The 25,999-nt window shown below is 65.0% G+C and carries 25 protein-coding genes; 20 read left to right on the top strand and 5 right to left on the bottom strand.

Features of this window, described 5'->3' with window-relative positions:
• Positions 1-13: 13 nt before the first annotated feature.
• From M0209_RS09300 to lpdA, 3 genes are read left to right on the top strand one after another with little or no spacing between them, the layout of a single operon-like run.
• On the top strand, positions 14-2,845 hold the full coding sequence (locus M0209_RS09300; protein WP_258887996.1) for a 2-oxoglutarate dehydrogenase E1 component: 2,832 nt from the start codon (positions 14-16) through the stop codon (positions 2,843-2,845).
• A gap of 9 nt (positions 2,846-2,854) precedes the next feature.
• Entirely contained in the window at positions 2,855-4,051 is a 1,197-nt protein-coding gene (odhB, locus tag M0209_RS09295; RefSeq protein ID WP_258887995.1) for a 2-oxoglutarate dehydrogenase complex dihydrolipoyllysine-residue succinyltransferase, read from the top strand.
• Positions 4,052-4,064: 13 nt separating this feature from the next.
• Positions 4,065-5,459, top strand: a complete 1,395-nt coding sequence (gene lpdA, locus M0209_RS09290; protein ID WP_258887994.1) for a dihydrolipoyl dehydrogenase — start codon at positions 4,065-4,067, stop codon at positions 5,457-5,459.
• Positions 5,460-5,479: 20 nt separating this feature from the next.
• Here the strand turns inward: lpdA and M0209_RS09285 are convergent, their stop codons facing one another.
• The 3 genes from M0209_RS09285 to M0209_RS09275 are packed head-to-tail and all read right to left on the bottom strand — an operon-like array spanning position 5,480 to position 8,213.
• Entirely contained in the window at positions 5,480-6,322 is an 843-nt protein-coding gene (locus M0209_RS09285; RefSeq protein ID WP_258887993.1) for an SDR family NAD(P)-dependent oxidoreductase, read from the bottom strand.
• Positions 6,315-7,538 (bottom strand): nitrate/nitrite transporter, encoded by a 1,224-nt coding sequence (locus M0209_RS09280; RefSeq protein ID WP_258887992.1) that lies wholly within the window; start codon positions 7,536-7,538, stop codon positions 6,315-6,317. Before M0209_RS09280 ends, M0209_RS09285 begins: the two co-directional genes overlap by 8 nt.
• Positions 7,539-7,553: 15 nt before the next feature.
• A complete protein-coding gene (locus tag M0209_RS09275) occupies positions 7,554-8,213 on the bottom strand; it encodes a TetR/AcrR family transcriptional regulator (RefSeq protein WP_258887991.1) in 660 nt (219 codons plus the stop codon).
• Positions 8,214-8,277: 64 nt separating this feature from the next.
• Here M0209_RS09275 and M0209_RS09270 point away from each other — a divergent pair, with 64 nt between their 5' ends.
• The 15 genes from M0209_RS09270 to M0209_RS09200 all read left to right on the top strand — a co-directional run bounded on the left by M0209_RS09270 (position 8,278) and on the right by M0209_RS09200 (position 22,164).
• Positions 8,278-9,606: a hypothetical protein gene (locus M0209_RS09270; protein ID WP_258887990.1), complete on the top strand. Its 1,329-nt coding sequence runs from the start codon at positions 8,278-8,280 to the stop codon at positions 9,604-9,606.
• Positions 9,603-11,030, top strand: a complete 1,428-nt coding sequence (locus M0209_RS09265; RefSeq protein WP_258887989.1) for an acyl-CoA reductase — start codon at positions 9,603-9,605, stop codon at positions 11,028-11,030. The genes M0209_RS09270 and M0209_RS09265 overlap by 4 nt, the downstream gene beginning before the upstream one ends.
• The gene (locus M0209_RS09260; protein ID WP_258889610.1) at positions 11,030-11,842 is read left to right on the top strand and encodes an SDR family oxidoreductase; all 813 of its coding nucleotides are present in this window, start codon (positions 11,030-11,032) and stop codon (positions 11,840-11,842) included. Before M0209_RS09265 ends, M0209_RS09260 begins: the two co-directional genes overlap by 1 nt.
• A 62-nt stretch (positions 11,843-11,904) precedes the next feature.
• The gene (locus M0209_RS09255; RefSeq protein WP_258887988.1) at positions 11,905-13,398 is read left to right on the top strand and encodes a hypothetical protein; all 1,494 of its coding nucleotides are present in this window, start codon (positions 11,905-11,907) and stop codon (positions 13,396-13,398) included.
• A gap of 86 nt (positions 13,399-13,484) precedes the next feature.
• Positions 13,485-14,324 (top strand): SDR family NAD(P)-dependent oxidoreductase, encoded by an 840-nt coding sequence (locus tag M0209_RS09250; protein WP_258887987.1) that lies wholly within the window; start codon positions 13,485-13,487, stop codon positions 14,322-14,324.
• A 1-nt stretch (position 14,325) separates the two neighbouring features.
• Positions 14,326-15,390, top strand: a complete 1,065-nt coding sequence (locus M0209_RS09245) for a hypothetical protein (protein WP_258887986.1) — start codon at positions 14,326-14,328, stop codon at positions 15,388-15,390.
• Complete coding sequence (locus M0209_RS09240) at positions 15,387-16,136, top strand: SDR family oxidoreductase (RefSeq protein WP_258887985.1); 750 nt, start codon at positions 15,387-15,389, stop codon at positions 16,134-16,136. Before M0209_RS09245 ends, M0209_RS09240 begins: the two co-directional genes overlap by 4 nt.
• A gap of 10 nt (positions 16,137-16,146) precedes the next feature.
• Positions 16,147-16,440 (top strand): DUF1330 domain-containing protein, encoded by a 294-nt coding sequence (locus M0209_RS09235; protein ID WP_258887984.1) that lies wholly within the window; start codon positions 16,147-16,149, stop codon positions 16,438-16,440.
• Positions 16,440-17,237, top strand: a complete 798-nt coding sequence (locus M0209_RS09230; protein ID WP_258887983.1) for a phosphatase PAP2 family protein — start codon at positions 16,440-16,442, stop codon at positions 17,235-17,237. Before M0209_RS09235 ends, M0209_RS09230 begins: the two co-directional genes overlap by 1 nt.
• Before the next feature lie 12 nt (positions 17,238-17,249).
• Positions 17,250-17,903 carry a carboxymuconolactone decarboxylase family protein gene (locus M0209_RS09225; RefSeq protein ID WP_258887982.1) on the top strand — a complete coding sequence of 218 codons (654 nt, stop codon included), beginning with the start codon at positions 17,250-17,252 and terminating at the stop codon, positions 17,901-17,903.
• Positions 17,904-17,949: 46 nt separating this feature from the next.
• On the top strand, positions 17,950-18,669 hold the full coding sequence (locus M0209_RS09220) for an alpha/beta fold hydrolase (RefSeq protein ID WP_258887981.1): 720 nt from the start codon (positions 17,950-17,952) through the stop codon (positions 18,667-18,669).
• A gap of 140 nt (positions 18,670-18,809) precedes the next feature.
• Positions 18,810-19,040, top strand: a complete 231-nt coding sequence (locus M0209_RS09215; protein ID WP_258887980.1) for a lipoyl domain-containing protein — start codon at positions 18,810-18,812, stop codon at positions 19,038-19,040.
• A gap of 4 nt (positions 19,041-19,044) precedes the next feature.
• Positions 19,045-20,148 (top strand): Gfo/Idh/MocA family protein, encoded by a 1,104-nt coding sequence (locus M0209_RS09210; protein ID WP_258887979.1) that lies wholly within the window; start codon positions 19,045-19,047, stop codon positions 20,146-20,148.
• 10 nt (positions 20,149-20,158) lie between these two features.
• A complete protein-coding gene (locus tag M0209_RS09205; RefSeq protein WP_258887978.1) occupies positions 20,159-21,115 on the top strand; it encodes an alpha/beta hydrolase in 957 nt (318 codons plus the stop codon).
• Entirely contained in the window at positions 21,112-22,164 is a 1,053-nt protein-coding gene (locus tag M0209_RS09200) for an alpha/beta hydrolase (protein ID WP_258887977.1), read from the top strand. The genes M0209_RS09205 and M0209_RS09200 overlap by 4 nt, the downstream gene beginning before the upstream one ends.
• Here the strand turns inward: M0209_RS09200 and M0209_RS09195 are convergent.
• Entirely contained in the window at positions 22,161-22,952 is a 792-nt protein-coding gene (locus M0209_RS09195; protein WP_258887976.1) for an enoyl-CoA hydratase/isomerase family protein, read from the bottom strand. The two genes, M0209_RS09200 and M0209_RS09195, sit on opposite strands and share 4 nt — an antisense overlap.
• A 102-nt stretch (positions 22,953-23,054) precedes the next feature.
• Here M0209_RS09195 and M0209_RS09190 point away from each other — a divergent pair, with 102 nt between their 5' ends.
• Positions 23,055-24,713, top strand: a complete 1,659-nt coding sequence (locus M0209_RS09190; protein WP_258887975.1) for an FAD-dependent oxidoreductase — start codon at positions 23,055-23,057, stop codon at positions 24,711-24,713.
• The gene (locus M0209_RS09185) at positions 24,710-24,988 is read left to right on the top strand and encodes a hypothetical protein (protein WP_258887974.1); all 279 of its coding nucleotides are present in this window, start codon (positions 24,710-24,712) and stop codon (positions 24,986-24,988) included. The genes M0209_RS09190 and M0209_RS09185 overlap by 4 nt, the downstream gene beginning before the upstream one ends.
• Here M0209_RS09185 and M0209_RS09180 read toward each other — a convergent pair.
• A complete protein-coding gene (locus M0209_RS09180) occupies positions 24,975-25,970 on the bottom strand; it encodes an NAD(P)-dependent alcohol dehydrogenase (protein ID WP_258887973.1) in 996 nt (331 codons plus the stop codon). The genes M0209_RS09185 and M0209_RS09180 overlap by 14 nt on opposite strands.
• Positions 25,971-25,999: the final 29 nt, after the last annotated feature.

Below are 25,999 nucleotides of genomic sequence, written 5' to 3'. Positions count from 1 at the left end.
AAGGAGAGTGACGATGGCACTCGACGACCCGACCGAAACCGAATCCGGCCCCAGCTGGGCGCGCCCGTCCTGGCGTATCGATACCGACGACCTGACCGCGGCGCTCGACCCGACGCAAATGGCGGTGGCGATCAAAGCAGTCGCGGCGAAGGCCGGTGTTGCGGTCAGCGAGACCGACCTGCAACGCGCCGCGTCCGACGCGATCAAGGCGATGCTGATCATCCGCACCTACCGCGTGCGCGGGCATCTGGCCGCCAATCTCGATCCGCTCGGCCTGTCGAAGCGCGAATTGCCGGCCGATCTCGATTCGAGCTTCTTCGATGTCGCCGACAGCGATCTCGACCGGCAGGTCTGGCTGAATGGTGCGCTCGGGCTGGAGCGTGCCTCGTTCCGCGAGATCATCGACATCCTGCGCGCGAATTACTGCGGCAATGTCGGCCTCGAATATATGCACATCGGCGATGTCGAGGAGCGCCGCTTTCTGCAGGAGCGCATGGAGGGCAAGGACAAGGCGATCACCTTCAGCCCCGAGGGCAAGAAGGCGATCCTCGCCAAGGTGATCGAAGCCGAGCAGTGGGAACGGTTCTGCGGCAAGAAATACGTCGGGACCAAACGCTTCGGCCTCGACGGCGGCGAAGCGATGATCCCGGCGATGGAAGCCGTCATCAAATACGGCGGCGCGATGGGCGTGCGCGAGATTGTGTACGGGATGGCGCATCGCGGGCGTCTCAACATGCTCGCGAACGTGATGGCCAAACCCTACCGCATCATCTTCCACGAATTTTCGGGCGGCACTGCGAACCCTGACGACGTCGGCGGCTCGGGCGATGTGAAGTATCACCTCGGCACCAGCACCGACCGCGAGTTCGACGGCATCAAGGTGCACATGTCGCTGGTGCCCAATCCGTCGCATCTCGAAGCCGCGGACCCCGTGGTGCTCGGCAAGGTCCGCGCGATCCAGACCGACCGCAACGATCTGGAGGACCATATCCAGGTGCTGCCGGTGCTGCTCCACGGCGATGCGGCGTTCGCGGGACAGGGCGTTATCTGGGAGTGCTTCGGCTTCTCTGGCGTGCGCGGCTACAACACCGGCGGCTGCCTGCATTTCGTCATCAACAACCAGATCGGCTTTACCACGAGCCCGCAATTCGCGCGCTCCTCGCCCTATCCGAGCGACGTGGCGAAGGGCGTGCAAGCCCCGATTTTCCACGTTAATGGCGACGATCCCGAAGCCGTGACCTTCGCGTGCAAGATGGCGATCGAATACCGCCAGCGGTTCCACCGCGACGTTGTGATCGACATGTGGTGCTACCGCCGGTTCGGCCATAACGAGGGTGACGAACCGATGTTCACCCAGCCTTTGATGTACAAGGTCATCAAGTCGCATCCCGGCGTCAGCGACGTCTATGCCGCGCGGCTGGTCGAACAGGGCGTGATCGACAGGAATTGGGCACCCGAACACACGCTGCGCTTCACCGCCATGCTGGAGGACCAGTTCGCCAGCGCCGCGTCGTACAAGGCGAACGAGGCCGACTGGTTCGGCGGTCGCTGGGCGGGGCTGCACAAGCCGACCGATGCCGAGACATCGCGGCGCAATGTCGAAACCGGTATCGAGAAGAAGCTGTTCGACGGCCTGGCCCGCACGCTGACCACCGTGCCTGCAGATCTGGCGATCCACCCGACGCTCAACCGAGTGCTCGACGCCAAACGCGCGATGTTTGCGAGCGGCGAAAACTTCGACTGGGCGACCGGCGAGGCGCTGGCGTTCGGCGCGCTGTTGTCGGAGGGCTATGGTGTCCGCCTGTCGGGGCAGGACTCGGGACGCGGTACCTTCAGCCAGCGTCATGCGGTCTGGGTCGACCAGACCGACGAGCGGAAATACATCCCGCTCTCGACCGTGCCGCACGGGCGGTTCGAAGTGCTCGACTCCACGCTTAGCGAATTCGGCGTGCTCGGTTTCGAATACGGGTTCGCGGGCGCCGATCCCAAGACGCTTGTCATGTGGGAGGCGCAGTTCGGCGACTTCGCCAATGGCGCGCAGGTGATGATCGACCAGTTCATCGCGTCGGGCGAGGCGAAATGGCTGCGCGCCAACGGCCTCGTGATGCTGTTGCCGCACGGGTACGAGGGCCAAGGGCCGGAGCATTCGTCCGCCCGCCCCGAACGCTATCTACAGCTCTGCGCCGAGGACAATATGCAGGTGGCGAACATCACGACGCCGGCGAATTATTTCCACGCGCTGCGCCGTCAAATGCACCGGTCGTTCCGCAAGCCCCTGATCATCATGACGCCGAAATCGCTGCTGCGTCACAAACGCGCGGTTTCGAAGGCGGCGGACTTTCAAGGCGCGTCGCATTTCATGCGGATCTTGTCCGATCCGAACGCGCCGGTTGATGCCGACGTGAAGCGCCTCGTGCTGTGCAGCGGCAAGGTCGCCTACGACCTGATGGACGCGCGCGATGCGGCGGGGCAGACCGATACGGCGATCGTCCGCATCGAACAGCTCTATCCTTTCCCCGGCGATCCGCTGGTCGCGCGGCTCGACCGCATGACCAACCTCGAAGAGGTTGTCTGGGCGCAGGAAGAGCCGAAGAACAACGGTTACTGGTTCTTCGTCGAACCGTTCATCGAGGAATGCCTGGCGCGCGCCAAGGTCGCCCCGCACCGCGCGCGCTATGCCGGACGCAAAGCGAGCGCATCGCCCGCGACCGGCCTGATGAAGCGCCACCAGGCCGAACAGGCGGCGCTCGTCGCCGATGCGCTGGGCCAAAGCGTGCGCGGCGAAATCCGCCGCCAGCGCAGCACGAAGACCACTGCCAAACCCGTCACCGGCAATCCCGGTTGAGGAGCTGAAATGAGCACCGAAGTCAAAGTGCCCGTGCTGGGCGAATCGATTACCGAAGCGACCTTGGGCGAATGGCTGAAGAAGCCGGGCGAAGCGGTTGCCGCCGACGAGCCGATTGCGTCGCTGGAGACCGACAAGGTGTCGGTCGAAGTGCCTGCGCCCGTCGCGGGCGTGATGGGCGAACAGCTGGTCAAGGTCGGCGATACGGTGAATGTGGGGTCGACGATTGCGACCGTGGAAGCCGGGGCCGGTGCGGTCGCTGCTGCCCCCGCAGCATCCGCGCCGGTGGCCGTACCGGCGACCGAAGCCGTTGCGCCGACCTTGTCGCCTTCGGTCCGTCGCCTTGTCCTTGAAAAGGGCGTCGATCCTTCTTCGATCAAGGGCACCGGCAAGGACGGTCGGCTCACAAAGGAGGATGTGATGTCGGCCCCCGCGCCGACGCCCGCCGCACCGGCTGCGCCGGCTGCCGCGCCTGCGCCCGCTGCTGCTCCCGCGCCGACGGGCGAACGCCGCGAGGAACGCATCCGCATGACGCGCCTGCGCCAGACCGTCGCGAAGCGGCTCAAGGACGCGCAGAACACTGCCGCGATGCTGACGACATTCAACGACGTCGATATGGGCGCGGTGATGGACGCGCGCGCGCGCTACAAGGACAGCTTCGAAAAGAAGCACGGTGTGCGCCTGGGGCTCATGAGCTTTTTCACCAAGGCGGTGGTGCTGGCGGCGAAGGACATCCCCGCCGTAAACGCGCAGATCGACGGCGAGGAAATCGTCTATTTCGACTATCTCGACGTGTCGGTCGCGGTCAGCGCGCCCAACGGCCTCGTCGTCCCCGTTGTCCGCAACGCCGACAAAATGTCGTTCGCGGGCATCGAGAAGGCCATCGGCGAACTCGGCGCAAAGGCCAAGGCCGGCACGCTGACCATGGACGACATGAAGGGCGGCACCTTCACGATCAGCAACGGCGGCGTGTTCGGCGGGCTGATGTCGACGCCGATCATCAATCCCCCGCAGTCGGCAGTACTGGGCCTCCACCGCATCGAGGACCGCCCCGTCGTCCGCGACGGCCAGATCGTGATCCGCCCGATGATGTACCTCGCGCTCAGCTACGACCACCGCCTCATCGACGGGCGCGAGGCGGTCACCTTCCTGAAAACCGTCAAGGAAGCGATCGAAGACCCGACGCGGTTGCTGATCGACCTGTAAGGAGTAGCCCCACGTGGCAGATTACGACTATGACGTCCTCGTCATCGGCAGCGGTCCCGGCGGCTATGTCGCGGCGATCCGTGCCGCGCAGCTCGGCCTCAAGACCGCGTGTGTCGAGAGCCGCGAGACGCTGGGCGGCACGTGCCTCAACGTCGGCTGCATTCCGTCGAAAGCGCTGCTCCACGCGTCCGAATTGTACGAGGAAGCGCACAGCGGCGCGCTCGCCAAATTCGGGATCAATATTGCCGGTGCGACGCTCGACCTCGACCAGATGCACGCGGAGAAGGCGCTCGCAGTCAAGGAACTGACCGGCGGCATCGCGTTCCTGTTCAAGAAGAACAAGGTCGAATGGCTGAAGGGCCGCGCCGCGTTCACCAGCGCCGATACAGTGGTTATCGCTGGGCAGTCGGTCCGCGCCAAGAACATCGTGATCGCTACCGGCTCGAGCGTTACCCCGCTCCCCGGCGTCGAGGTCGATCAGAAGGTCGTCGTGGACTCGACCGGCGCGCTCGCGCTGCCCAAGGTGCCCCAGCATCTGGTCGTCATCGGCGGCGGCATCATCGGGCTGGAGCTCGGGAGCGTCTGGCTGCGCCTCGGTGCCAAGGTCACGGTCGTCGAATATCTCGACCAGATCATGCCCGGCATGGACGGCGAAGTCCGCAAGGAAGCGGCCAAGATTTTCAAGAAACAGGGTTTCGAGTTCAAGACTTCGACCAAGGTGACGGGCGTTGCGGTCAAGGGCGGCAAGGCAACCGTCACCGTCGAACCCGCCGCCGGTGGCGCGGGCGAGACGCTCAGTGCCGACGCGGTCCTCGTCAGTATCGGTCGCCGTCCCAACACTGATGGCCTGTCGCTCGACAAGGCGGGCCTCGCCGTCAATGCGCGCGGACAGATCGAAATCGCGCATGATTTCCGCACTGCCGTCCCCGGCATCTGGGCAATCGGCGATGTCGTGCCCGGCCCGATGCTGGCGCACAAGGCCGAGGATGAGGGGATCGCGGTCGCCGAGAACATCGCGGGGCTGACCGGCATCGTGAACCACGACGTCATCCCCAGCGTCGCCTATACCCATCCCGAAATCGCGGGCGTCGGGCTGACCGAAGAAGCCGCCAAGGAGCGCGGCGAGATCAAGGTCGGCAAATTCCCCTTCGCAGGCAACAGCAGGGCCAAGACGAACCGCGACACCGACGGCTTCGTAAAAGTCATCGCGGACGCCAAGACCGACCGCGTGCTGGGCGTCCACATCATCTCGTCGCTCGCCGGCACCATGATCGCCCAGGCCGCACAGGCAATGGAATTCGGCGCGACCAGCGAGGACATCGCCTACACCTGCCACGCCCACCCGACGCACAGCGAGGCGCTGAAGGAAGCGGCGATGGGGGTCCGCGGGAAGGCGATCCACATCTAGCGGTAGCGTGGTTAGACGCGTCAGAACCCGGCTTGTGCGATCAGCTTTTCGCTCTCTGCCCACAGCCGAGCGGCGATTTCATCGTCGAGCGCGATCGGGTTGGGTGCCTCGCTGACGCCCTTGTTCCAGTATAGGCCGGTCGATGCTCCCGCCTCCGCCGATGTAGCCAGCCACACCAAAGGTTGCGCGGCGACTTCGGGCATCTGCGCGTCGAGCGTTGCCATATAAGTGCGGGTGGATTCGGGCACATGGCTGGTGAAATTGCTGCCGACCACGCCGGGATGGAAGGCGTGCGCGACGATGCCGTCCGCCGCGCCCCGCCTCGCCAGTTCGCGGGTGAACAGCACGTTGCACAGCTTGACCAGGCAATAGGACGCACCTGAATCCCATTTGTGCAGCAGTTGCAGATCGTCCCAGTCGATCCTCTTGCAATAAAAGCTGCCGTCCGACGTCGTGCTGATCACGCGGGCATGTCCGGCGGCGCGTAGCTGCGGCATCAACTGCTGGACGAGCAGGAAATGGCCGAGGTGATTGCCCGCGAAACTCGCGTCATTGCCCTCTGGGGTGACCACCAGTTCCTGCCGCATTCCGCCTGCGTTGCAGAGCATAACGTCGATGCAGGGCGTCAGTGCGGCGATCTCGTCGGCCATGCGCGCCGTGTCGGACAGCAGCGACAGATCGCAGCTCAGCATATCGACGCGACCGGTGGCGACAGCGCGGATTTCGGCCTCGGCAGCGGCGGACCGCGCGGCGTCGCGACCTTGTCCGATCACGTGCCACCCGCATGCGGCGAGCGCCTTGGCCGCTTCCTTGCCGATGCCCGAACTGGCACCGGTGATGACGGCGGTTCGCGTCTCAGTCATGAAGAGTTACCGGTTCTTCGGGCAGCATCGGATATCGCCCCATGAGGAACAGCGCGATTCCACCGAGCAGCGTGACCACGGCGGAGAAGATCAGGAACGGGACGTAATTGTCCCAGCGCGCGAGCATCGGTACCAGCACTGCGCCGCCCAGCGAAGCCCCGAGCGCGGTCGCGGCGTTGACCGGACCCATCGCCGAGGCGAAGATCGAGATCGGGAAGTGCCGCGCAACGGCATAGGCGGCGACATCGCCTTCCGCCCCTTGCGCCAGCCCCATCAGCAGGACCGAAAACCCGACCAGCAATGCGCCGTCATAAGGGCCGGCGAGCAGCACGAAGCCGAGTGCGGGCAGCGCAAGCCCGATGGCGCCCACGATATGGGTCGGATAACGGTCGAGCGCGGCGCCCGTGGCGAACCGCCCGATGACGACGCCGAACGGATAGAGCGCGACAAAGAAGGATGCCGACAGCGCGACGCCATTCTCTTGAAGCATCAGCATGAGCTGCGATGAGCCGAGCGCTTGCGGCAGGTTGCACAGGAACATGCCGAGCGACGCCAGCCAGAATACGGGGTGCCGCGCGATGGTGCCGAAATCCTTGCGGAGCGTAGATGGCTGGTGCTGGCGAACGGGCGATTTGGCCGGAAGCAGGATCAGCGCGAGAATGCCGAACACCAGCACCAGGCCCCCAAGAAACAGATAGCCGCCGCGCCATCCGTAATCGACCATCAACGGCCCCAACGCCCACGCCGCGAGTCCGCCCGACACTGGCGGCCCGGTCATGATGATCGCAAAGGCAATTCCGCGCGCGACGGTAAACCGCTCGGCGACGACACGGTTGAACACCGTCGAGGTCAGGAACCCGCCGGTCAGGATCTGCGCCACGGTCAGCGCGAAGAAGGTGTTGATGTTACCGCTCATGTTGGCGAGGCCGACAAAGGTGATCGGCATCCCGATCACCCCGATAGCGGCGGCAAAGCGGACGCCGAGCACGTCGGTCAGGCGACCGATGACGGGGAACATCGGCACCAGCAGGATGGCGAAGACAGCGATCTTGGCAAACTCGGCCTTGGCCCAGCCGAACTCGTGGATCAGCTGCGCACCGAACAGGCTGGACGTGTAGTTGTTGATCGACAACCCGAACGCGATGCCGATGGTCGCAGCGGCCAGCGGGCGCAGATGCGCCTTGAGCTCGTCCAGATACCCGGGCTGACTGTGCATATCCGGCCTCTTCTCCTAGCGTGTCCGGACCCCATCGAGGAACAAGCGCACGGCGAACGTCACGCGTTCGTCGATCTCTTGCTGGTTCAGCAGATTGCCCGACACGAGGATGCGGACGGGGCCGCTGACGACCATGCTCATGAAGACATTGGCTGCCATTTCGGGCCGGTCCACGCAAACCGCCCCCGCGTTATCGTGGCGGCGCAGCAGGTCGGCGAGGAAGGCGATCACCGGCCCCGCGCCCTGTTCGTACGACATGTTGAAAATCTGCGGGAAGCGGTAGGATTCGGTGTTGATGATGCGCTGGAGCTTGAGCCCCGCAGGCGTCATCACCTGCGCAACACGCATCCGTGCGACCGCCGTTAGCGTCGTTTCGAGGTCGCCGCTGTCGAGCGCGGCGAGCGTTTCGGGTGCGACGACCAGCCGTTCGATGGCGCGCTGGACGGTGGCGATGAACAGCGCTGCCTTATCGGCATAACGCGCATAGATGGTGCGCTTGGTCATGCCGACGGCGGCCGCGACCCCCTCCATCGTTGTCGGTTCGAACCCGCGATCGAGAAACATGTCGAGCGCCGTATCGAGCAGTTCTGCATGCCGAGCCGCCGCCTGATCGCTCGTCGGTCGACCGGCGGCGGGGCGGGAGCGGGGGCTTGCAATTTCCAGCGACTCGGTCATAATGAAACGTAGTAGGTGCCATTAAACGAGAGATCAAGCGATGGGTGCAGCAACGGAAAAACTGATGGCGATGGCCACTGATGCGGATCGTTTCGACCGGTCCGCCGCCGAGCTGCGCGCGACGCAGGTGGCGGCGCTCGATGAGCGGTTCCAGGAGCGGCGCGAGGCGATCAAATTGCTCAAGCACCGCGCCAGCGAGGCGGGGACCGAGACGATTGCCGAGATCGCCGACATCGTCCCGCTGCTGTTCCCGCACACCGCCTACAAGAGCTATCCCGAGAGCTTTCTGATCGACGAGCGGTGGGACCGGCTGACCAAATGGATGAATACGGTCTCACCGCACCCCATCGAGATCGATACCGACGGGATCGCCGATGTCGATGAATGGATCGCGCGGATGGAGGCCAAGGGGCATTATGTTTCCGCTTCGAGCGGCACCACCGGCAAGTCGGCGATGCTGATCGCGTCGGACAAGGACATGGACTGGTCCAAGGTCGATACGGTCAATGTCTTTTCATGGGGTTCGGGTGTGGAGGCCAGGCAGGACCGGCTTCAGGTCGGCATGGCGCCGGTCGCCGCCGTACCCAAAAACCGCAAGATCGCCGAAGCGCAGGCGGCGGCGTTCTGCGATCCGACGCTCGAACGCTGGACCTATCCGGTGCCGCCGATCACGGTCGGTGCGCTGACCAAGCAGATCGTCATGCGCAAGAAGATCGCCGACGGCAGCGCGCGGCCCGACGAGATCGCCGCGTTCGAAGCTACCTCACGCGAGCGCGCACAGTTCGTCGAACAGGCGATCCCCAAAACCGCCGATTTCCTGATCGCCAACCGCGACAAGAAGCTGATGGTCTCCGGGCTGTGGAGCGGACTCTACGCGGTCGCCAAGGCGGTGCGCGACAAAGGCTACAGCGCCAAGGACTTCAACCCCGACAACTGCCTGTACGTCGGCGGCGGATTGAAGCGCGCGCAGCTGCCGGCCGATTATCAGGAATTCGTCCACCAGACCTTCAACATTCCCGAAGGCCGACATTTCCAGAATTATTCGATGCAGGAACTCAATTCGGGCATGCCGAAATGCGGCGATACCGGCCGCTATCATGTGCCGCCCTGGGTCGTCCCGATCATCCTCGACAAGGAGGGCGATACCGCCGTCGCGCATAATTACGACGGCGAAGTCGAGGGGCGCGCGGCATTCTTCGACCTGTCGCTCGACGGGCGCTGGGGCGGGGTGATCACCGGCGACAGGATTTCGATCGACTACCGGCCCTGCCCGCATTGCGGCAACAAGGGCGTATCGATCCGCGACGATATCGCGCGCTTCGCCGACCTCGAGGGCGACGATAAGATCGGCTGCGCCGGAACCGTGGATGCTTATGTAAGAGGTGTGGCATGAACGCTCTGACCGAACTCAAGGCTCCCGAAGCCTCGACCGAAGCCGTTGTTTCAGCCCCGTTTTTCTATCGCGGAAAACTCGTCGAGGGGATGGACGAGACGCACCGTTCGCGCGATCTCGGCGTCACCTTCGCCACGCCGAAAATGCAGCTCGATCTCGCGGTGCCGCCGCGCACCGAAGTGCCGCCGCTGCTCAACGTGCCGACGTCCGAGATCATCGATTTTCTCGTCGAAACAGGCCAGCGGCTGGTCGCGCCGGACAACGACTACATCCATGAGTGTTTCGACCGGATGGCCTCGACACATATCCTGCCGCGGGCCGTGTTCGAAGCGGTCGGCAAGCATGCCGTCGCCTATCTCAACCGGGACATCCTGACCCGCGAGCTCGAACAGAATTTCCCAGATCCGAAGGCACTCGACGGCTGGGTACCGAAGCAGGATTTCACCGGGCGGAAGAGCTTCGTGCGTGCCTATGCGCCGCGGCTGATCCATGTGCTGCCGGGCAATTCGCCGGGCGTCGCGGTCAAGTCGGTGGCGCAGGGCGCGCTGGTCAAAGGCATCAACCTGTTCAAGATGTCCTCCGCCGATCCCTTCTACATGGTCGCGATCCTGCGGACGATGGCGGCGATCGATTCCGAACATCCGATCGTCAAATCCATGTCGGCGGTTTACTGGCGTGGCGGCGATGCAGCGGTCGAAAATGTGCTCTACCGCCCGCAATATTTCGACAAGATCGTTGCATGGGGCGGCGGCGACGCGATCAACAACGTCGTCAAATATATCGGCCCCGGTTTCCAGCTGGTGTCGTTCGATCCCAAGACCTCGATCTCGATGATCGGCAAGGAAGCGCTCGAAAGCGAAGAGACGATGGAGCGCGTCGCCGAACTCGCCGCGTCCGACCTGATGATGCTCAATCAGGAAGCCTGCGCCGCCAGCCGCTTCCAGTTCGTCGAGGGGCCAGAAGACAAGGTCGATGCGTTCTGCGCGAAGTTCCAGCGCCGCATCGCCGAAAAGGCCGCCGCGTCGGGCGACATCCGTCCGCTCGCGATCGACCTCAAGGAAGAGGTCGAGGCACTGATGATGATGGACGACGAATATGGTGTGTGGGGCCGCACCGACGGCAAGGGGCTGGTCATCCGCTCCGACGCGCCGGTCGATTTTCACCCGATCAACAAGATCGGCAATGTCGTGCGCGTCGATCGCCTCGACGACGCGGTGAAATACGTCAACGTCGCCACCCAGACGATCGGCTTTTACCCGTTCGACCGCATCGCCGATTATCGCGACCGGCTCGGCGCGGGCGGGGCGCAGCGGGTCAATCATTTGGGCGAGGCCGGACCTTCGACCGCCGGCAACCCGTGGGACGGCATGTATCCGCTCCACCGGTTCGTCCACTGGATGGTCAATGAGGACGGGGTGGCGTGATGCAGGTTGCGGGCAAGACCGCGTTCATCACGGGCGGCGGGGGCGGCATCGGCGGGGGCATTGCCGAGGCACTGGTCGAAAAGGGCGCACGGGTCGTGCTCGCCGATGTCGATCTGGACCACGCACAGGCCAAGGCGGCGGAGCTGGGCGATGCCGCATTGGCGCTGACGCTCGACGTGACCTCGCTGGAGAGCTGGGCGGCGGCGAAAGGGGCAACGGAGGCGCGGTTCGGGCCGGTCGATATCCTGTGCAACAATGCCGGGATTTCGACGCCGCGCATGGATTTGGAAGAGGTGCCGCCCGAATTGTTTGCGCGCGTGCTCGCGATCAACGTGACGGGCGTGCAGAACGGCATCGCCAGTTTCGCGGGCGAAATGAAGGCGCGCGGCAGCGGCCATATCGTCAACACCAGTTCGATGAACGGCCTCAATCCGTTCGGGACATTCGGTGCCTATTCGGCGAGCAAATTCGCGGTGCTCGGCCTGTCGGACGCGCTGCGCCAGGAATGCGCGCCGCACGGCGTGGGGGTCTCGACCTTGTTTCCTGGGCTGACCAAAAGCCGCATGTCGCTCGATCCGAAGGACGGCCCTGCGGCGGATCCGGAAACGCTCGCGGCACTCCTTCCGCGCATGATGGATCCGGTCTGGAGCGGCCGCGCGGTCGTCCGTGCGATCGAGGAGGGCCAAGCCTACATCGTCACCCATCCCGACTACCGCCCGATTTTCGCCGCGCGCTGCGAGGAAATTCTGGCGGCCTTCGGCGATCCCGCGCAGCCAGGATATGGAACCGGCGCGTCGGCGACGATGGCTTGACGCCCCCGCGATGCCCGCCCGAAAGGTCTTGCCTGTGCGGCGCGTGCCAGTAGCCTGATACGATGAAATCGTTCTTTGCGTTCTGTGCCGTACTAGCGCTGCCCGGCAGTCTTGCCGCCCAGCCCCTCGACCTGTCGAAGCTGCCCAAGGTGGCCGAGGTCGATCCGCGCTATCAGTCGTACAATGTCGAGATGGTCGAGGTGACCGGCGGGCGCTTCTGGGCACCCTATGGCGGACCGAAGGGCGAGCTGTACCGGATGCGGCCTCCGCTCGACCTGTCGGCACCACGCATCCGTGCGCTCGCGCGGGCGCTTGGGCCGGCCTATATGCGCGTTAGCGGAACCTGGGCGAATTCGACTTACGTGCCGCTGCCGGGCGAAAAAGTCACGGCACCGCCGGCCGGATTTCAGCAGGTGCTGAGACGCGACATGTGGCGCGGTGTGGTCGGTTTTGCCAAAGCGGTCGATGCGAAGATCGTTACCAGCTTTGCGTCGAGCGCGGGTGCGCGCGACGCGAATGGCGTCTGGACCCCGGTGCAGGCGCAGCGCTTGCTCGATCTGACCCGTGAATCGGGCGGGTCGATCTATGGTGCCGAACTCTTCAACGAACCCTCGGTGCCGCCGTTCGGTGGCTTTCCAAAGGGCTATAAGGCGACCGATTTCGCGCGCGACTTCCGGGTGTTTCACGCCTGGGCGCGCAAGGCGGCACCTGGCCTGAAGCTCACCGGGCCGGGGAGTGCGTCCGAAGGCACGATGCTGAAGCACACGCCCGAAAATGAAGCTCGCGGGTTCCTCGACTCCGAAAATCTGCTGCGTGACAATCCGGGCATGCTCGACGTGTTTTCCTATCATCATTATGGTTCGGCGTCTGTCCGGTGTGCGACCAGCGGGGGCGGGACAAAGGAACGCGCACTCGCTGCCGACTGGCTCGACCTGACCTTGACCGATCAGGCGTTTTACGCGTCGCTGCGTGACAAATATGCGCCGGGCAAGCCGATCTGGCTCAACGAAACCGCGCAGGCTGCCTGCGGCGGCAGCCCCTGGGCGGCGACATTTCTCGACAGCTTTCGCTACCTCAACCAGCTCGGCGCGCTGGCGCAGCGCGGCGTCCAAGTCGTCGCACATAATACGCTGGCGGCGTCGGATTATGGCCTGATCGATTACGACACGATGATGCCGCGACCGAATTACTGGGCCGCAGTGTTGTGGCGGCGGACGATGGGACCAATTGTGCTCGCATCGCCGCCGGTGTCGGAATCCACGCTGCGGCTCTACGCCCATTGCCTCGCCGGTCGGCGCGGGGTCGGCCTGCTCGCGATAAATACGGGAGATCGACCCGAGGCGTTGACGCTGAATGCCGGGGCCGAGGCGTGGGCGATGGCGGCAACGCCGCTCGACAGCGGCTCGGTGACGGTGAACGGCGCGATGCCGCGCATCGATGAAAAGGGGCGTGTCATGGGTCTCGATCCGGTCGCCGTGCGCGGCATGCTGTCGGTTCCTGCCCAGTCGATCGCCTTTGCCGCCGTGCGCGCCGACAATGCGGCGTGCCGCCGGTAACGGGTTGCCGGAGGGGAGGTGACGCCCCGGCGATGGTTGCTACCAAAGCATCCTTCGGCGGTTGATGTCGGTGTCGTATCGCCGTCATGCTCTACCGCGAGGATGACGAGAGACCTGCCATGGACCTGCAACTAAAGGGGCGGCGCGCGCTCGTCACCGGGAGCAGCAGCGGCATCGGCGAAGCGATTGCGCGGATGCTCAGCGAAGAGGGTGCAGCGGTCGTCGTCCATGGGCGCAACCGCGAGCGGGCGGAAAAGGTCGCGGCGCAGATCGGCGCCGCAGGTGTCGCCGTCGGCGCATTGTCCGACGACGCAGGCGCGGCTGCCGTCCATGCCGAGGCTGTAACGGCGCTTGGCGGCAACGTCGAAATTCTCGTCAACAACGCGGGTGGCAGTGCGACGGGCAACACGTCCAAGCCGCCAATCGACATCGGTGCCGACGACTGGATCGCGAATTATCACGGCAACACGCTGCCCGCGGTCCGGCTGTGCCGCCTTGCCGTTCCCGCGATGGTTGCGGCGAAATTCGGCCGGGTTATCAACGTCTCCAGCGCGGTCGCGCTTCAGCCCAACAACATGGGGTCCGACTATTCGGGGGCGAAGGCGGCGCTCAACAATTACACGGTGAGCCTGGCGGGGTCGCTGAAAGGCGTCGGCGTCACGGTCAACACGCTGACGCCGGGCGTTATTATGGTCGACGGCCTCATCCGCTTCGGCCGGACGCGCTATGGCGACGAAGCGATGTCGATCGAAGAGATCACCACGCGGCTGGCGGGCGAGGGCGTATTCGAACTGCCGCCGGCGGGGCGGCTCGGCACCCCGCAAGAACTGGCGATCATGGCCTGCACCCTGGCCAGCCCGATCATGGGGTTCGTGACCGGTTCCAACTACCGCGTCGACGGCGGTCAAGTGCGGGCGGTGCTTTGACATGACGCAGCGCAAATACCGCGTCATCCAATGGGCCACCGGCGTCGTCGGCCAGGCGGCATTGAAGCACTTTATCGAAAACCCGGTGATCGATCTGGTTGGCGTCGCGGTCACCAATCCCGACAAGTTGGGCAAGGATGCGGGCGACCTTGTCGGACTGCCGCCGACTGGCGTTATCGCGACCGACAATGTCGAGGCGCTGGTCGCACTCGATGCCGATTGCGTTTTCTTCGCGGGGCTGGTGAAGGACCTCGACCTGTTCGAGCGGCTGCTGCGGTCGGGCAAGAACATCGTCTCGCCCGCCGGGCCGTTCTTTCCGACCGACCGCTACAAGGCCGATTTCGACCGGCTCGAGGCGGCGTGTGCGGCGGGCGGCACGTCGTTTCACGGTTGCGGCGTGCATCCGGGGTTTTCGGGCGACATCCTGCCGCTGACGCTCACGCGCCTGATGAACCGGGTCGACCTGATCGAAGTGACCGAGGTCATCGACAAGATCCGCAATCCGATGGTCTACACCGAAATGATGGGCTTCGGTCGCGACCCGGAAGAGTTGCTCGCCAATCCCAGCCGTTCGGCAGAGGCGCCCTATGCGTTCGAGGGGTCGATGCGCATGGTCGTCGAAGGGCTGGGCAAGAGCATCGAGAGACTGACGACGCGGTTGGAAGTCGCGACCGCGATACAGGACATCCCCTATTCGCTCGGCATCGGCTTGCCCGACACCGGCGTGGTCAAGCAAGGCACGGTCGCGGGCCAGCATTTCGAATGGACCGCCTGGGCCGATGGCAAGCCGCTGATCGTCTATCACTTCTACTGGGTAATGGGCGAGCATGTGACGCCGCAGTGGCTGACGGGCCCGAGCTGCTACAAGGTTGCGATCCACGGCGATCCGCCGCTGGAAGTGCATTTGATGGGCGGCATCGGCGAGGACGGCGAGCGGCCGTTCCTCGGGCTGCCCTGGACCGGGCTGGTCGGCGCGACAGCGGTGCCGGCGGTGTGCGACGCCGCGCCGGGGATCGTCACGCATCTCGATCTCGGCATCGTCCAGCCGAAAGGGCTGGTGCGATGAGCCTAGGCGGCAAGGTCGCGCTGGTCACCGGCGCGTCGTCGGGCATCGGTGAGGCGGCGGCGCTGGCGCTGGCGGCGGCGGGTGCGGCCGTCGCGGTTTCCGGGCGGCGCAGGGAGCGGCTCGACGCGCTGGTGGCGAAGATCGAAGCGGCGGGGGGCAGGGCGCTCGCGCTGCCGGGCGATGTCGCAGTCGAGGCCGATGCCACTAGGTCGGTCGAGGACACCGTCGCGCAGCTCGGGCGCATCGATATCCTGATCAATTCGGCGGGGGTGAACGAGGCGGGCGGGGTGGAATCGCTGACGCTCGACCAGTGGCGGCGGGTGATCGACATCAACCTCTACGGCACGCTCTATACCTGCAAGGCAGCGGTCCCGCATATGAAGGCGCAGGGGGCAGGCGACATCGTCAACATTTCCTCGACCAGCGGACGCCGGGCGGCGGGGCTGTTCGGCCCCTATTCGACCAGCAAGTTCGGCGTCACCGGCCTGACCGAAGGACTGCGGCAGGAAGTCGGGCAGGCGGGTATCCGCGTGTCGATCATCGAACCCGGCGCGACCGAATCCGAAATCGCCGACAGCATCACCGACCCGACCTGGCGCGACGCGATCAAGGCGCATGTGTCGAAGGATGGCGTGATGAAAACGTCCGACATTGCCGATGCAATCCTGTTCATTGTGGGGCTGCCAAGGCGCGCGAATGTGTCCACGATCCTGATCCGCCCGACCATCGACACGGCGGCGATGTAAGGAGCCCCCGATGCCGGCATACGCCCTGTTTATTCGCGAAGGCGAAGTGTCCGATCCGGAAGAAATGGCGAAATACCAGGCGATGAACCGTGCCGGGACACGGCCCGTCAGCGTCAAGCCGCTGATCGTCTATGGCGCGATGGAGACGCTCGAGGGAGCGGCCCCCGACGGTATCGTCCTGCTCGAATTTCCGACGATGGCCGACGCCAAGGCGTGGTACCACAGCGACGCCTATCAGGCCGCTGCCGCGCACCGCAAAAGTGCGGCACCGTATCGGGCGATCTTTGTCGAGGGGTTGGGATGATGAATACAAAACTTGGGATTGCCTTGGGCGCAGCGGTGCTGCTGAGCGGGCAGTCGGCCCCGCCACCCGCGCCCATGTCCGCGCCATTGCCAGCTCGGACCAGCCTCGGCGCGGGCTATCTGGGACAGGCGAAGCTGCCCGACAGTGTCGCCCTGCTCCCGCCGCCATCGGCACCCGGTTCGCGCGCGCTGCGCCGCGACGAGCGTGCCCAAAAGCGCGCACTGGCGTTGCGCGGGACCGCGCGCTGGACGCTCGCCACCGCCGACGCCAATCTGGCGGGCGGCGGCAAGGCATTCATGTGCGCGGCGGGCATCGCCATCGGCGCGACCGAGACGCCGAAGATTGAGGCGCTGTTGCGCCGCGCCGCACCCGACCTCGGCCTCGCGGGCTATGGCGCGAAACGCAAGTACATGCGCGCGCGACCGTTCATGAACAACGGCCAGCCGACCTGCACGCCCGAGATGGAAACGGTTCTGCGCGGCGACGGCTCCTATCCGTCCGGCCATAGCGCGCTCGGCTATGGCTGGGGGATGATACTGGCCGACCTCGTGCCGGAACGCCGGGGGCAGCTGATCGCGCGGGGAGTGGTTTTCGGCGACAGCCGCCGCATCTGCAACGTGCATTATCTGAGCGACATCGAGGCTGGCCGGACGGTCGCCAAAGCTGTCGTGGCAAAGCTCCGCGCCGACCCTGGCTATCAGGCCGACTTTGCCGCTGCACAGGCCGAAATCCGTGCACTGCCCAAGGCGCGGCCGGACTGTGCCGCAGAGGCCGCCGCCATCCGCATGACCCGCTAGGACGACCTGCCCATGACCGAGATCGCGCCCCGCATCCCCTATCCGCCGAAGTCCGAATGGACCGACGAAACGCGTGAGGTTTTCTCCTTCTGGGGCGAGCCGAATTCATGGGAGGAAGGGTCGAAGACCAATGTCATCACGATGATGGGCAACCACCCGCCGCTGGGCAAGGTGTTCAACATCTGGGGCAAGCATTTCCTGATGGCGAACACGCTCAACACGCGCCAGCTGGAGATCGTCATCCTGCGCGTCAGCTGGCGGGTGAACTCGGCGTATGAATGGCACAATCACGTCGGTTACGCGATGAACGCGGGCATCACGCTGGAGGAAATCGCCGCGATCCGCGATTTCCCGGATGGCGGGAGCTGGACTGAGGAAGAGGCCGCGACGATGCGGGCCTGCGACGACCTGATCGACGACAATGTCATCAGCGACGCGACCTGGGCGACGCTGACCAAGACGCTCGACAAGCGCCAGATGATGGACCTGACCTTCACCATCGGCCACTACGTCATGACCAGCTGGGCGCTGGCCTCGTTCGGTGTGCCGATCGAGGGCGGTGCCGACGCGGTGGGCTTCGATCTGAAGACCTCGTCGGGGCGGATACCGGGGAAGACCTACAAGCCGGGCGAGCACGAGGAATGGGTCGAGACGCGGGGGTATTGACGGAGACCAACACCGCGACCGGCTAGCTCATTCCAAAGGATCATCGATGGCAGTTATCGTACTCGTGCATGGCGGAGGTCATGGGGGCTGGTGCTACGCAAAGGTGGCGCGTTTGCTCCGGGCAGCGGGACACGATGTTTATACGCCGACGCTCACAGGCTTGGGCGAAAGGCTACATCTCCTGACTTCGGAAACCAGCCTGTCGACCCACGTCACCGACGTGGTGAACCTGTTGATTTTCGAAAGTCTGCGCGACGTCATCCTTGTCGGTCACAGCTACGGCGGCATGGTGATTACCGGGGTCGCGGACCAGGCACCTGAGCGCATCCGCGAACTCGTCTATCTCGACGCGGCGCATCCCGATGACGGGGAGTCGCTTGCCGATATTGCGGCGGCATCGATGGCATTTGCGCGCAACTCGTCGCAGACCGTCGATGGTATCGAGCTCGTCATGTGGCCGAACGACGAGATGGTCGCCGCGATGGGCGTCAGCGCGCCCGACGATGTGGCGATGTTGCGCGAGAAGATGCTGCCGCATCCGTGGAAGTGCTTCGAAGAGCGCCTCCGCTTCACGAACGGCGACGCGATGGGCCGCATTCCGCGCACGAACATCAATTGCACCGCCTCGCTCCAGTATAGCTCCGAGGCCGATCGCGCGCGTCAACTCGACGGTCATCGCAACTTCGAAATCGACACCGGCCATGACCTGATGATGACCGAGCCGCAGCGGGTTGCCGATATGCTGCTGGAAATCGCGGCGACGTAAACATCGTTGGCCTGCGTTGCGATCTGTTACCCGCTCGACCATCGCGTCACCGATATGAAGTGCCATCTTCCGCTTTTCCCGCTTGCCCGTCGACATCGGCGCGATAGGCAGAGCATGAACGACCGCTAGGAACTGCGAAGATGGCGACCGAAATCCTCCTCCCCAAGATCGGCTTTTCGATGAACGAGGGGCAGATTGCCGAGTGGCTCGCCAAGGACGGCGATCAGGTGACCGAGGGGCAGCCGCTGTACCTGCTCGAGGCCGACAAATCGACCAACGAGGTCGAAGCACCCGCGACCGGCACACTGAGCATCGAGGCGGAGGCGGGCGAGACTTACGAGGTCGGGACGGTCATCGGTTATATCACGTAACGCCATGACGTTGCGCGTCGGCATCGTCAGTGCGGGCTGGGGGGCGTTCGCGCATCTGCCGGCATGGCGCGCGCTGCCGGGGGTCGAGGTCACCGCGATCTGCACCTCGCGACAGGAGACGGCGGCGGCGGCTGCGGCGCGACACGGTATCGCGCGGCCCTTCTGGGATGCGCTGGCGATGTGCGCCGACCCCGATATCGACATCGTCGATCTCGGCACGCGGCCGGTGGTTCGCAAACCGATGGTCTTGGCGGCACTGGCCAACGGCAAGCACATCTACAACGCCAGCCCCCACGCCCCCGATTGGGCAGGGGCGAAGGAAATCGATGCCGCATGGCGGGCCAGCGGGTGTGTGGGTGTGGTCGACGCCTTCTCCCAATGGATACCGGCGCACGCGCAGATGAAGGCGATGCTCGACGACGGCTATGTCGGGCAGCCGCTCGGTGGCACCTGCCGCTTCAATATCTCGCTGTTCAACGCGCCGAGCCGCCAGTTCCCGTACAACTGGTTCGGCGAAGGCGGGCAGGGTGTTTCCGCCGTCCGCAACAACGGCAGCCATATGCTCTATATGCTGCGGCACTTGTTCGGCCCGGTCGCCGAACTCGTTGCCGACGACAGCCAGGTACTCAAGCAATGGGTATTCCCCGATGGCGGCGTCACCGCCCCCGAGACCAATGATTTCGCCAACGTCATCCTGCGTTTCGCCAGCGGCCTGACAATGACGATGCAGATCGGCTGGAGCATGACGCTGCACAATGGATGGTCGATCGACGTTTTCGGCGACAAGGGACGGCTGGCCGCAAACTCGCCGACCTTCCCGACGAGCCGCGACTGCGTGCTGCGCGGCGGGCAATTGGGTGGGACGCTCGAGGACATCGCGATCCCTGACGCGCTGAAGTCCGCGCCCGGCGTCGCGCTCGACCGGCAGAGCGACCCGCAGCCGAGCTATCCCATGGCGCGTTCGATGCAGGCGATGGTCGCTGCAATCAGGGGCGAAGGGTCGGCGTCGCCCGACTTCGCCACCGCGCTGGAGATCGAGCGGCTGCAAGAGGCGATCCGGTTGTCGAACGAAGAACGGCGCTGGGTGCGCGTTGCCGATATTGTCTGAGGAACCGAGCATGACCGAACCCCCGGCTGACCCCTATGTCCGTCCCGATGTCCGCGCGTTCCTCGACATGATGGCGGCGAACCCGCGTCCGCCCTTCACCGCCGAATTCATCGCCCAGATCCGCAAGATGCCCATCGACATGGCGGCGATGATGGACCTGCCGGTCGGCGAACTGGGCGAAATCCGCGAACTGACCATGCCGGGTCCGGGCGGGGACATCGCGCTGCGGCTGTTCGATGTCCGCGCGTCACGCGATCCCGGGTCGGTGGTCGTGTTCTTCCACGGCGGCGGGTTTTGCCTCGGCAACATCGACAGCCATGCGGGCTTCTGCGGCGAAATGGCGCGGCAGCTCGACCTGCCGGTGGTGTCGGTCGATTACCGGCTCGCTCCTGAAAACCCCTGGCCTGCGGGCATGGACGACGGCGAGGCAGCCGCGCGCTGGATTACGGAAAACGGGGCCGCGTTCGGGCGCGAATTCACCGGCCTCATCCTGTGCGGTGACAGTGCGGGCGGCGATCTGTGTCTGGTCACGGCGCTGGCGTTGCGCGGCCGTCCGGCAGTTGTGCCGCTGCTCCTGCAGGTCCCGATCTATCCGCTGGCAGACCACAGCCGCCCGTATCCGTCGCGTGACACGTTTGGGAACGGATACGCGCTCGACAGCGCAGACATGGCGATGTTCGATCTGCATTATGCCTGCGACAAAACCCATTGGCGCGCCTCGCCGTTACTCGCCGATCTGGAGGGGATGGCGCCGACGGTGTTGGTCACCGCGTCGCTCGACCCGTTGCGCGACGGCGGCCGGGCGTTCGCGGCAAAACTGGTCGCCACAGGCGTGCCGACCTGCTATTATGAAGCAACGGGTTCGATCCATGGCTTTTGCTCGTACCGGCGCGTCGTGCCGTCGGCACAGGGCGATATCGACAAGATCATGGCGTTGGCGCGCACGATGCTGGGGATGCAGAAATGACGCTCATAATCGACCGTCGTGCACTGATCGGCGCCGCTGCGATGGCGGCACTGATACCGGTGCGCGCCCTCGCTCAATCTTCGTCGTCGTCGCTTTCCCTTGTCCACCCAGATTTGCGCGCGATCGTCCCGCAGATCGAGGCGTTTTCGAAGAATGTGCCCCCTTTGACGCGGGCGGGCCTTGCCAAGGCGCGCACCGGTAGCAACCCGCTCCAGCGTCCGCCGCGCACCGACGTTCCGTATAAAAAGCGTGTGATCGCCGTCGGGCGCGGGCAACCCGATGTCGCGATCTACATCATCAATTCAAAGCCCGGTACGTCGCGTCCTGCCATCCTCCATACCCACGGCGGCGGCTATGTGCTCGGCAGTGCCGAAAGCTCGGTGCGGGGCTTGCAGGATCTGTGTGCCGAGCTCGACTGCATCGCGGTGTCGGTCGAGTACCGGCTCGCGCCCGAGACGACCTATAAGGGGTCGGTCGAGGATAATTATGCAGGTTTGAAATGGCTCCACGCCAATGCCGCATCGCTTGGTGCCGATCCGAAACGCATCGCGGTGATGGGCGAGAGCGCGGGTGGCGGTCATGCTGCGCTCCTCGCCATAACGGCGCGCGACCGGGGCGAGGTGCCGCTGTGCTTCCAGTGCCTTATCTATCCGATGCTCGACGACCGCACCGGCACCAGCCGCAAGATGCCCGCGCATGTCGGGACGCTGATCTGGACGCCTGAGCGCAATCGCTTTGGCTGGGAGAGTTTCCTCGGGAGTTCTGCGGGCGGCACCCGCGTTCCCGCAGGCGGCGTTCCGGCGCGCGTTATGGACCTCAAGGGCTTGCCGCCGACGTGGATCGGCGTCGGCACGCTCGACCTCTTCGCCGATGAGGACGTCGACTATGCCCAGCGGCTGAACGCAGTCGGGGTGGCAACCGAACTGATCGTCGTACCCGGCGCATTCCACGGCTTCGACGGGATTGCGGCGGGCGTGCCCGTCGGGCGCTGGTTCAACACTGCCAAACACAATGCCCTGCGCCGCGCGTTCGGGATTGCGGTGGTCTAGCGGAATTTCGGCGCGCGTTTTTCTTTCAGCGCCGCTACCCCTTCGCGGTGATCCGCCGTGCGGACCGACAGTTTTTCATAGGCCAGACCGACATCGAGAACGGCCTCGGTTACCCGCTTCAGTTCGATGTTGGTCAGCTGCTTGGTCATCCGGATCGCTTGCTGCGCACCCGCCAGAAGTTTTGCGCACAGCGCATCGACGCGCGCGTCGAGCTCCTCGGCGGGTACGGCGTCATTGATCAAGCCGATCTCGGCAGCGCGGGTCGCGGTCAACAATTCGCCGGTCAGGAGGTACTCCTTCGCGCGCGCCAGCCCGATGCGCGCGGGCCAGATGATCGCGCCGCCATCCCCGGCGACAAGGCCGAGCGCAACATGCGGGTCGCCGATCTTGGCGCGTGCGTCAGCGATGACAATGTCGGCGAACAAGGCGATGGTCGCACCCAGCCCGACGGCGTGTCCGTTCATCCGGCACACCACCGGCTTGTCGATGTCGAGCAGTGTCGTGACGATTGCACGCGCCTGTTCGACCTCATGATCGAAGCGTTCGGGTTCGGCGGCGTTACGGGCAATATGGTCGAGGTCGCCGCCAGCGGAAAAGGCGCGGCCCGCGCCGGTCAGCAGAATGACGTCCGACCCGGTATCGACGCGTGCGAATTCCAGCACCTCGGGAAGCTCGTCGTGCATCGCCAGATCGACCGCGTTCATCGCGTCGGGGCGGTTGAAGGTCACGACCAGCAGCCTTCCGCGCCGTTCGAGCGCGATGGTGCTGAATGTGGGCAGGTCGGTCATCGGCCCCGCTTATCACGCCATGGCGATATGGGAATGCCGCCCGGGCGATAAGGCTTGTGGCCCCGCGCGCACGGCGGTCTAGTCCGACGCGAGGAGAGCTTCATGGCCGGTTTCGACGAGACATTCGACTGGGTGGTGGTCGGCAGCGGCGCGGGGTCGATGGCGTCGGCGCTGGTGATGCGCGCTGCGGGGAAATCGGTGCTGATCGTCGAGAAAACGCCATTCATCGGCGGCACGACCGCGAAGTCGGGCGGCGTCATCTGGGTGCCGAACAACCGGTTCCTGAAAGCCGACGAACCCGACGAGAGCGCGGAAAAAGCGATCACCTATCTCGATGCGGTGTGCGAGGACTTGCCGGGGTCGAGCCACGAAAAGCGTGTGGCCTATGTCGCCGAAGCCCCCAAAATGGTCGACTTCCTGATCGCACAGGGAATTGCGCTCGAACGCGGATCGAACTTCTGGCCCGATTATTACGACGATGCGCCGGGCGGATGCAGCACCAGCCGCACCGTCGTCGCCAAGCCGTTCAACAAAAAGGAACTGGGTGCCTGGGAGGGCAAGCTGCGTCAGGGCTTCATGCACATGAAGGTCAAGCTCGATGACGGCATGAAATTCGCCTATCTGGGCAAGAGCCGCGCAATCGCCTGGTCGTTCCTGAAAACCGGCGTGGGCATGACGATGGGCAAGCTGCTCGGCCAGCACTGGGTCGCGGCGGGGGCGGCGCTGCAAGGGCGGATGTTGCAGGCATCGTTGAAGGCGGGTGTCGAGCTCCGCACCGATTGCCCGGTCACCGAACTGATCGTCGAAGACGGCAAGGTGACGGGCGTGGTGATGCCGCAGGGGCGGATCGGCGCGCGGCTGGGCGTGCTCGTCAACGCGGGTGGCTATGCCCAGAACCAGGCGATGCGCGACAAATACATGCCGGGGACACGGGCGGAATGGTCGAATACGCCCGAAGGCGACACCGGCGATCTGCATGCCGAAATGGAACGCATCGGCGGCGTGCTCGCGCAGATGGACCAGATGGTCGGCTATCAGCTGACGACGATGCCGGGCTGGGACAGGGGCTATGTCAAACCGCCCGCGCAAGGGATGACCGGCAAGCCGCACGCGATTCTGGTCGATCAATCGGGCGTCCGCTATATGAACGAGGGCGGCAGCTACGAACTCTATTGCCAGACGATGCGCGAGCGAAACGCCATCGCCCCCGCCATTCCGAGTTGGGCGATCTTCGATGCGACTTACGCAAAGCGCTATCCGGTGGGCGGTGTGAAGATGAAGAAATATTACGCGATGTGGAAAAGCGCGGGCTATCTGAAGGAAGCCGCCAGCCCCGAGGATCTGGCGGTGCAGATCGGCTGCGACCCCGCCACCCTGCGCGCCACGCTCGACCGCTGGAACGGCTTCGTCGATGCGGGGCATGATGCCGATTTCCACCGTGGCGCGCGCAAATACGACCAGTGGCTCGGCGACCCCTTCCATGGGCCGAACCCGGCGCTGGGCCGTATCGACACCGGCCCGTTCTACGCCGTCGAGGTCGTGCCAGGCGACGTCTCGACCTATGGCGGCGCCGTAACCGACGCGCATGGTCGCGTCGTCCGCGCCGACGGTACGCCGATCGAGGGGCTGTACGCCTGTGGCGTCTCGACCGCATCGGTGATGGGCGGCGTTTATCCGGGGGCAGGGGCCAGCATCGGCCCTTCGCTGACGTTCGGCTATGTCGCGGCGAAACATGCGGCGGGTGTGGGAAACAGGCTGTGAGCGAGAACCTTCGCGACAAGGCCGACCGCGTGGTCAAGCTTGCCGAAGAAGTCGAGGTCTCGGGCGAGATCACGCTCGACGCGGATGCCCTCGCACGCGACCGCGCCGCGCTTCACGCGTGGATCGACACGGCGGTGGGCGTCGTCCTGACGCCGGGGTTCGCGCGGGTGACGTTGCTCCACGAGAATGGGACGCAATCGACGATCGGGTCGTGGGATTTGTGTCTGGCGATGAGTTTGGAGCGGAACGGGCCGGTCGATCCTAAAGCAGATTGATCCCCACCTTCCCGAACATTGCCCCACTCTCCAGATGCCGCATCGCATCTGGCAACCGCGTCAGGTCGAACACGGTGTCCACCACAGGCCGCACGGCGTGGGTCGCGCAGAACGCCAGCATCGCTTCATGCTCGTCGCGGTTGCCGACCGAGATGCGGCCTAATCGCTTGTCTTCGAACTGGTCCGCGCCCCATGAGAAATGCGCGGCGAGCATGCCGATGGCGGCAACGAGGCCGCCCTCGTTAAGTAGAGACAGGTTGAGGTCGAGCTGGTCCTTGCCGACGACATCGACCACGACATCGACGCCACCGCCCACGCCTTTGCGGATCTCCGCGGCGAGGTCGGGGACGGTGCGATAGTTGATCGCGACATCGGCCCCGAGCGCGCGGGCGCGGGCGAGTTTGGCGTCGGACGAGGACGTCATCACGACGTATGCGCCCGCCGCCTTGGCGAATTGCAGCGCGGCAAGACTGACCCCGCCGGTGCCGGGGCAATAGACCCATTCACCGGGCCGGACCGGGCGGTGCTGGAACAGCGCATTCCACGCGGTCAGCCCCGCGCAGGGCAAGGTGGCTGCGTCGAGGTCGCCGAGTTCGGGCGGGTTGAGCACCAGGCCCTCGGCATCGAACACCGCATATTGCCGCGCAGTGCCGTCCGCCGATCCGCCGAGCATGGCCATCGATGGCATCCGCCCGGTCAGCCAGACTTGCGAGAAGAGCGGGCTGACCCGGTCGCCGACCTTCACGCGGGTAACGCCATCACCAACCGCAACGACTTCGCCCGCGCCGCATGACAGCGGGACATATTCGGGTTCTTTGGTGAGGCCGGTCAGCCCGCCGGTCGCGAACAGAAGGTCGCGATAGTTAAGCGTCGCCGCCTTCAGCCGGACCAGCGCCGCGCCCGGGCCGGCTTCGGGCACTGCGACCTCGCGCACCTCGATGGCGTCGATCCCTTGGCCGCCCATTGCGTAGGCACTCAGCATGTCACCGGCTCCCGAATTTCCGTCCAAGT

Origin of the sequence: Sphingomonas sp. SUN039, from assembly GCF_024758725.1 — a bacterium.
In the GTDB taxonomy this organism is placed as follows: domain Bacteria; phylum Pseudomonadota; class Alphaproteobacteria; order Sphingomonadales; family Sphingomonadaceae; genus Sphingomonas_O.
This window is presented reverse-complemented; position numbering and strand designations above follow the sequence as displayed.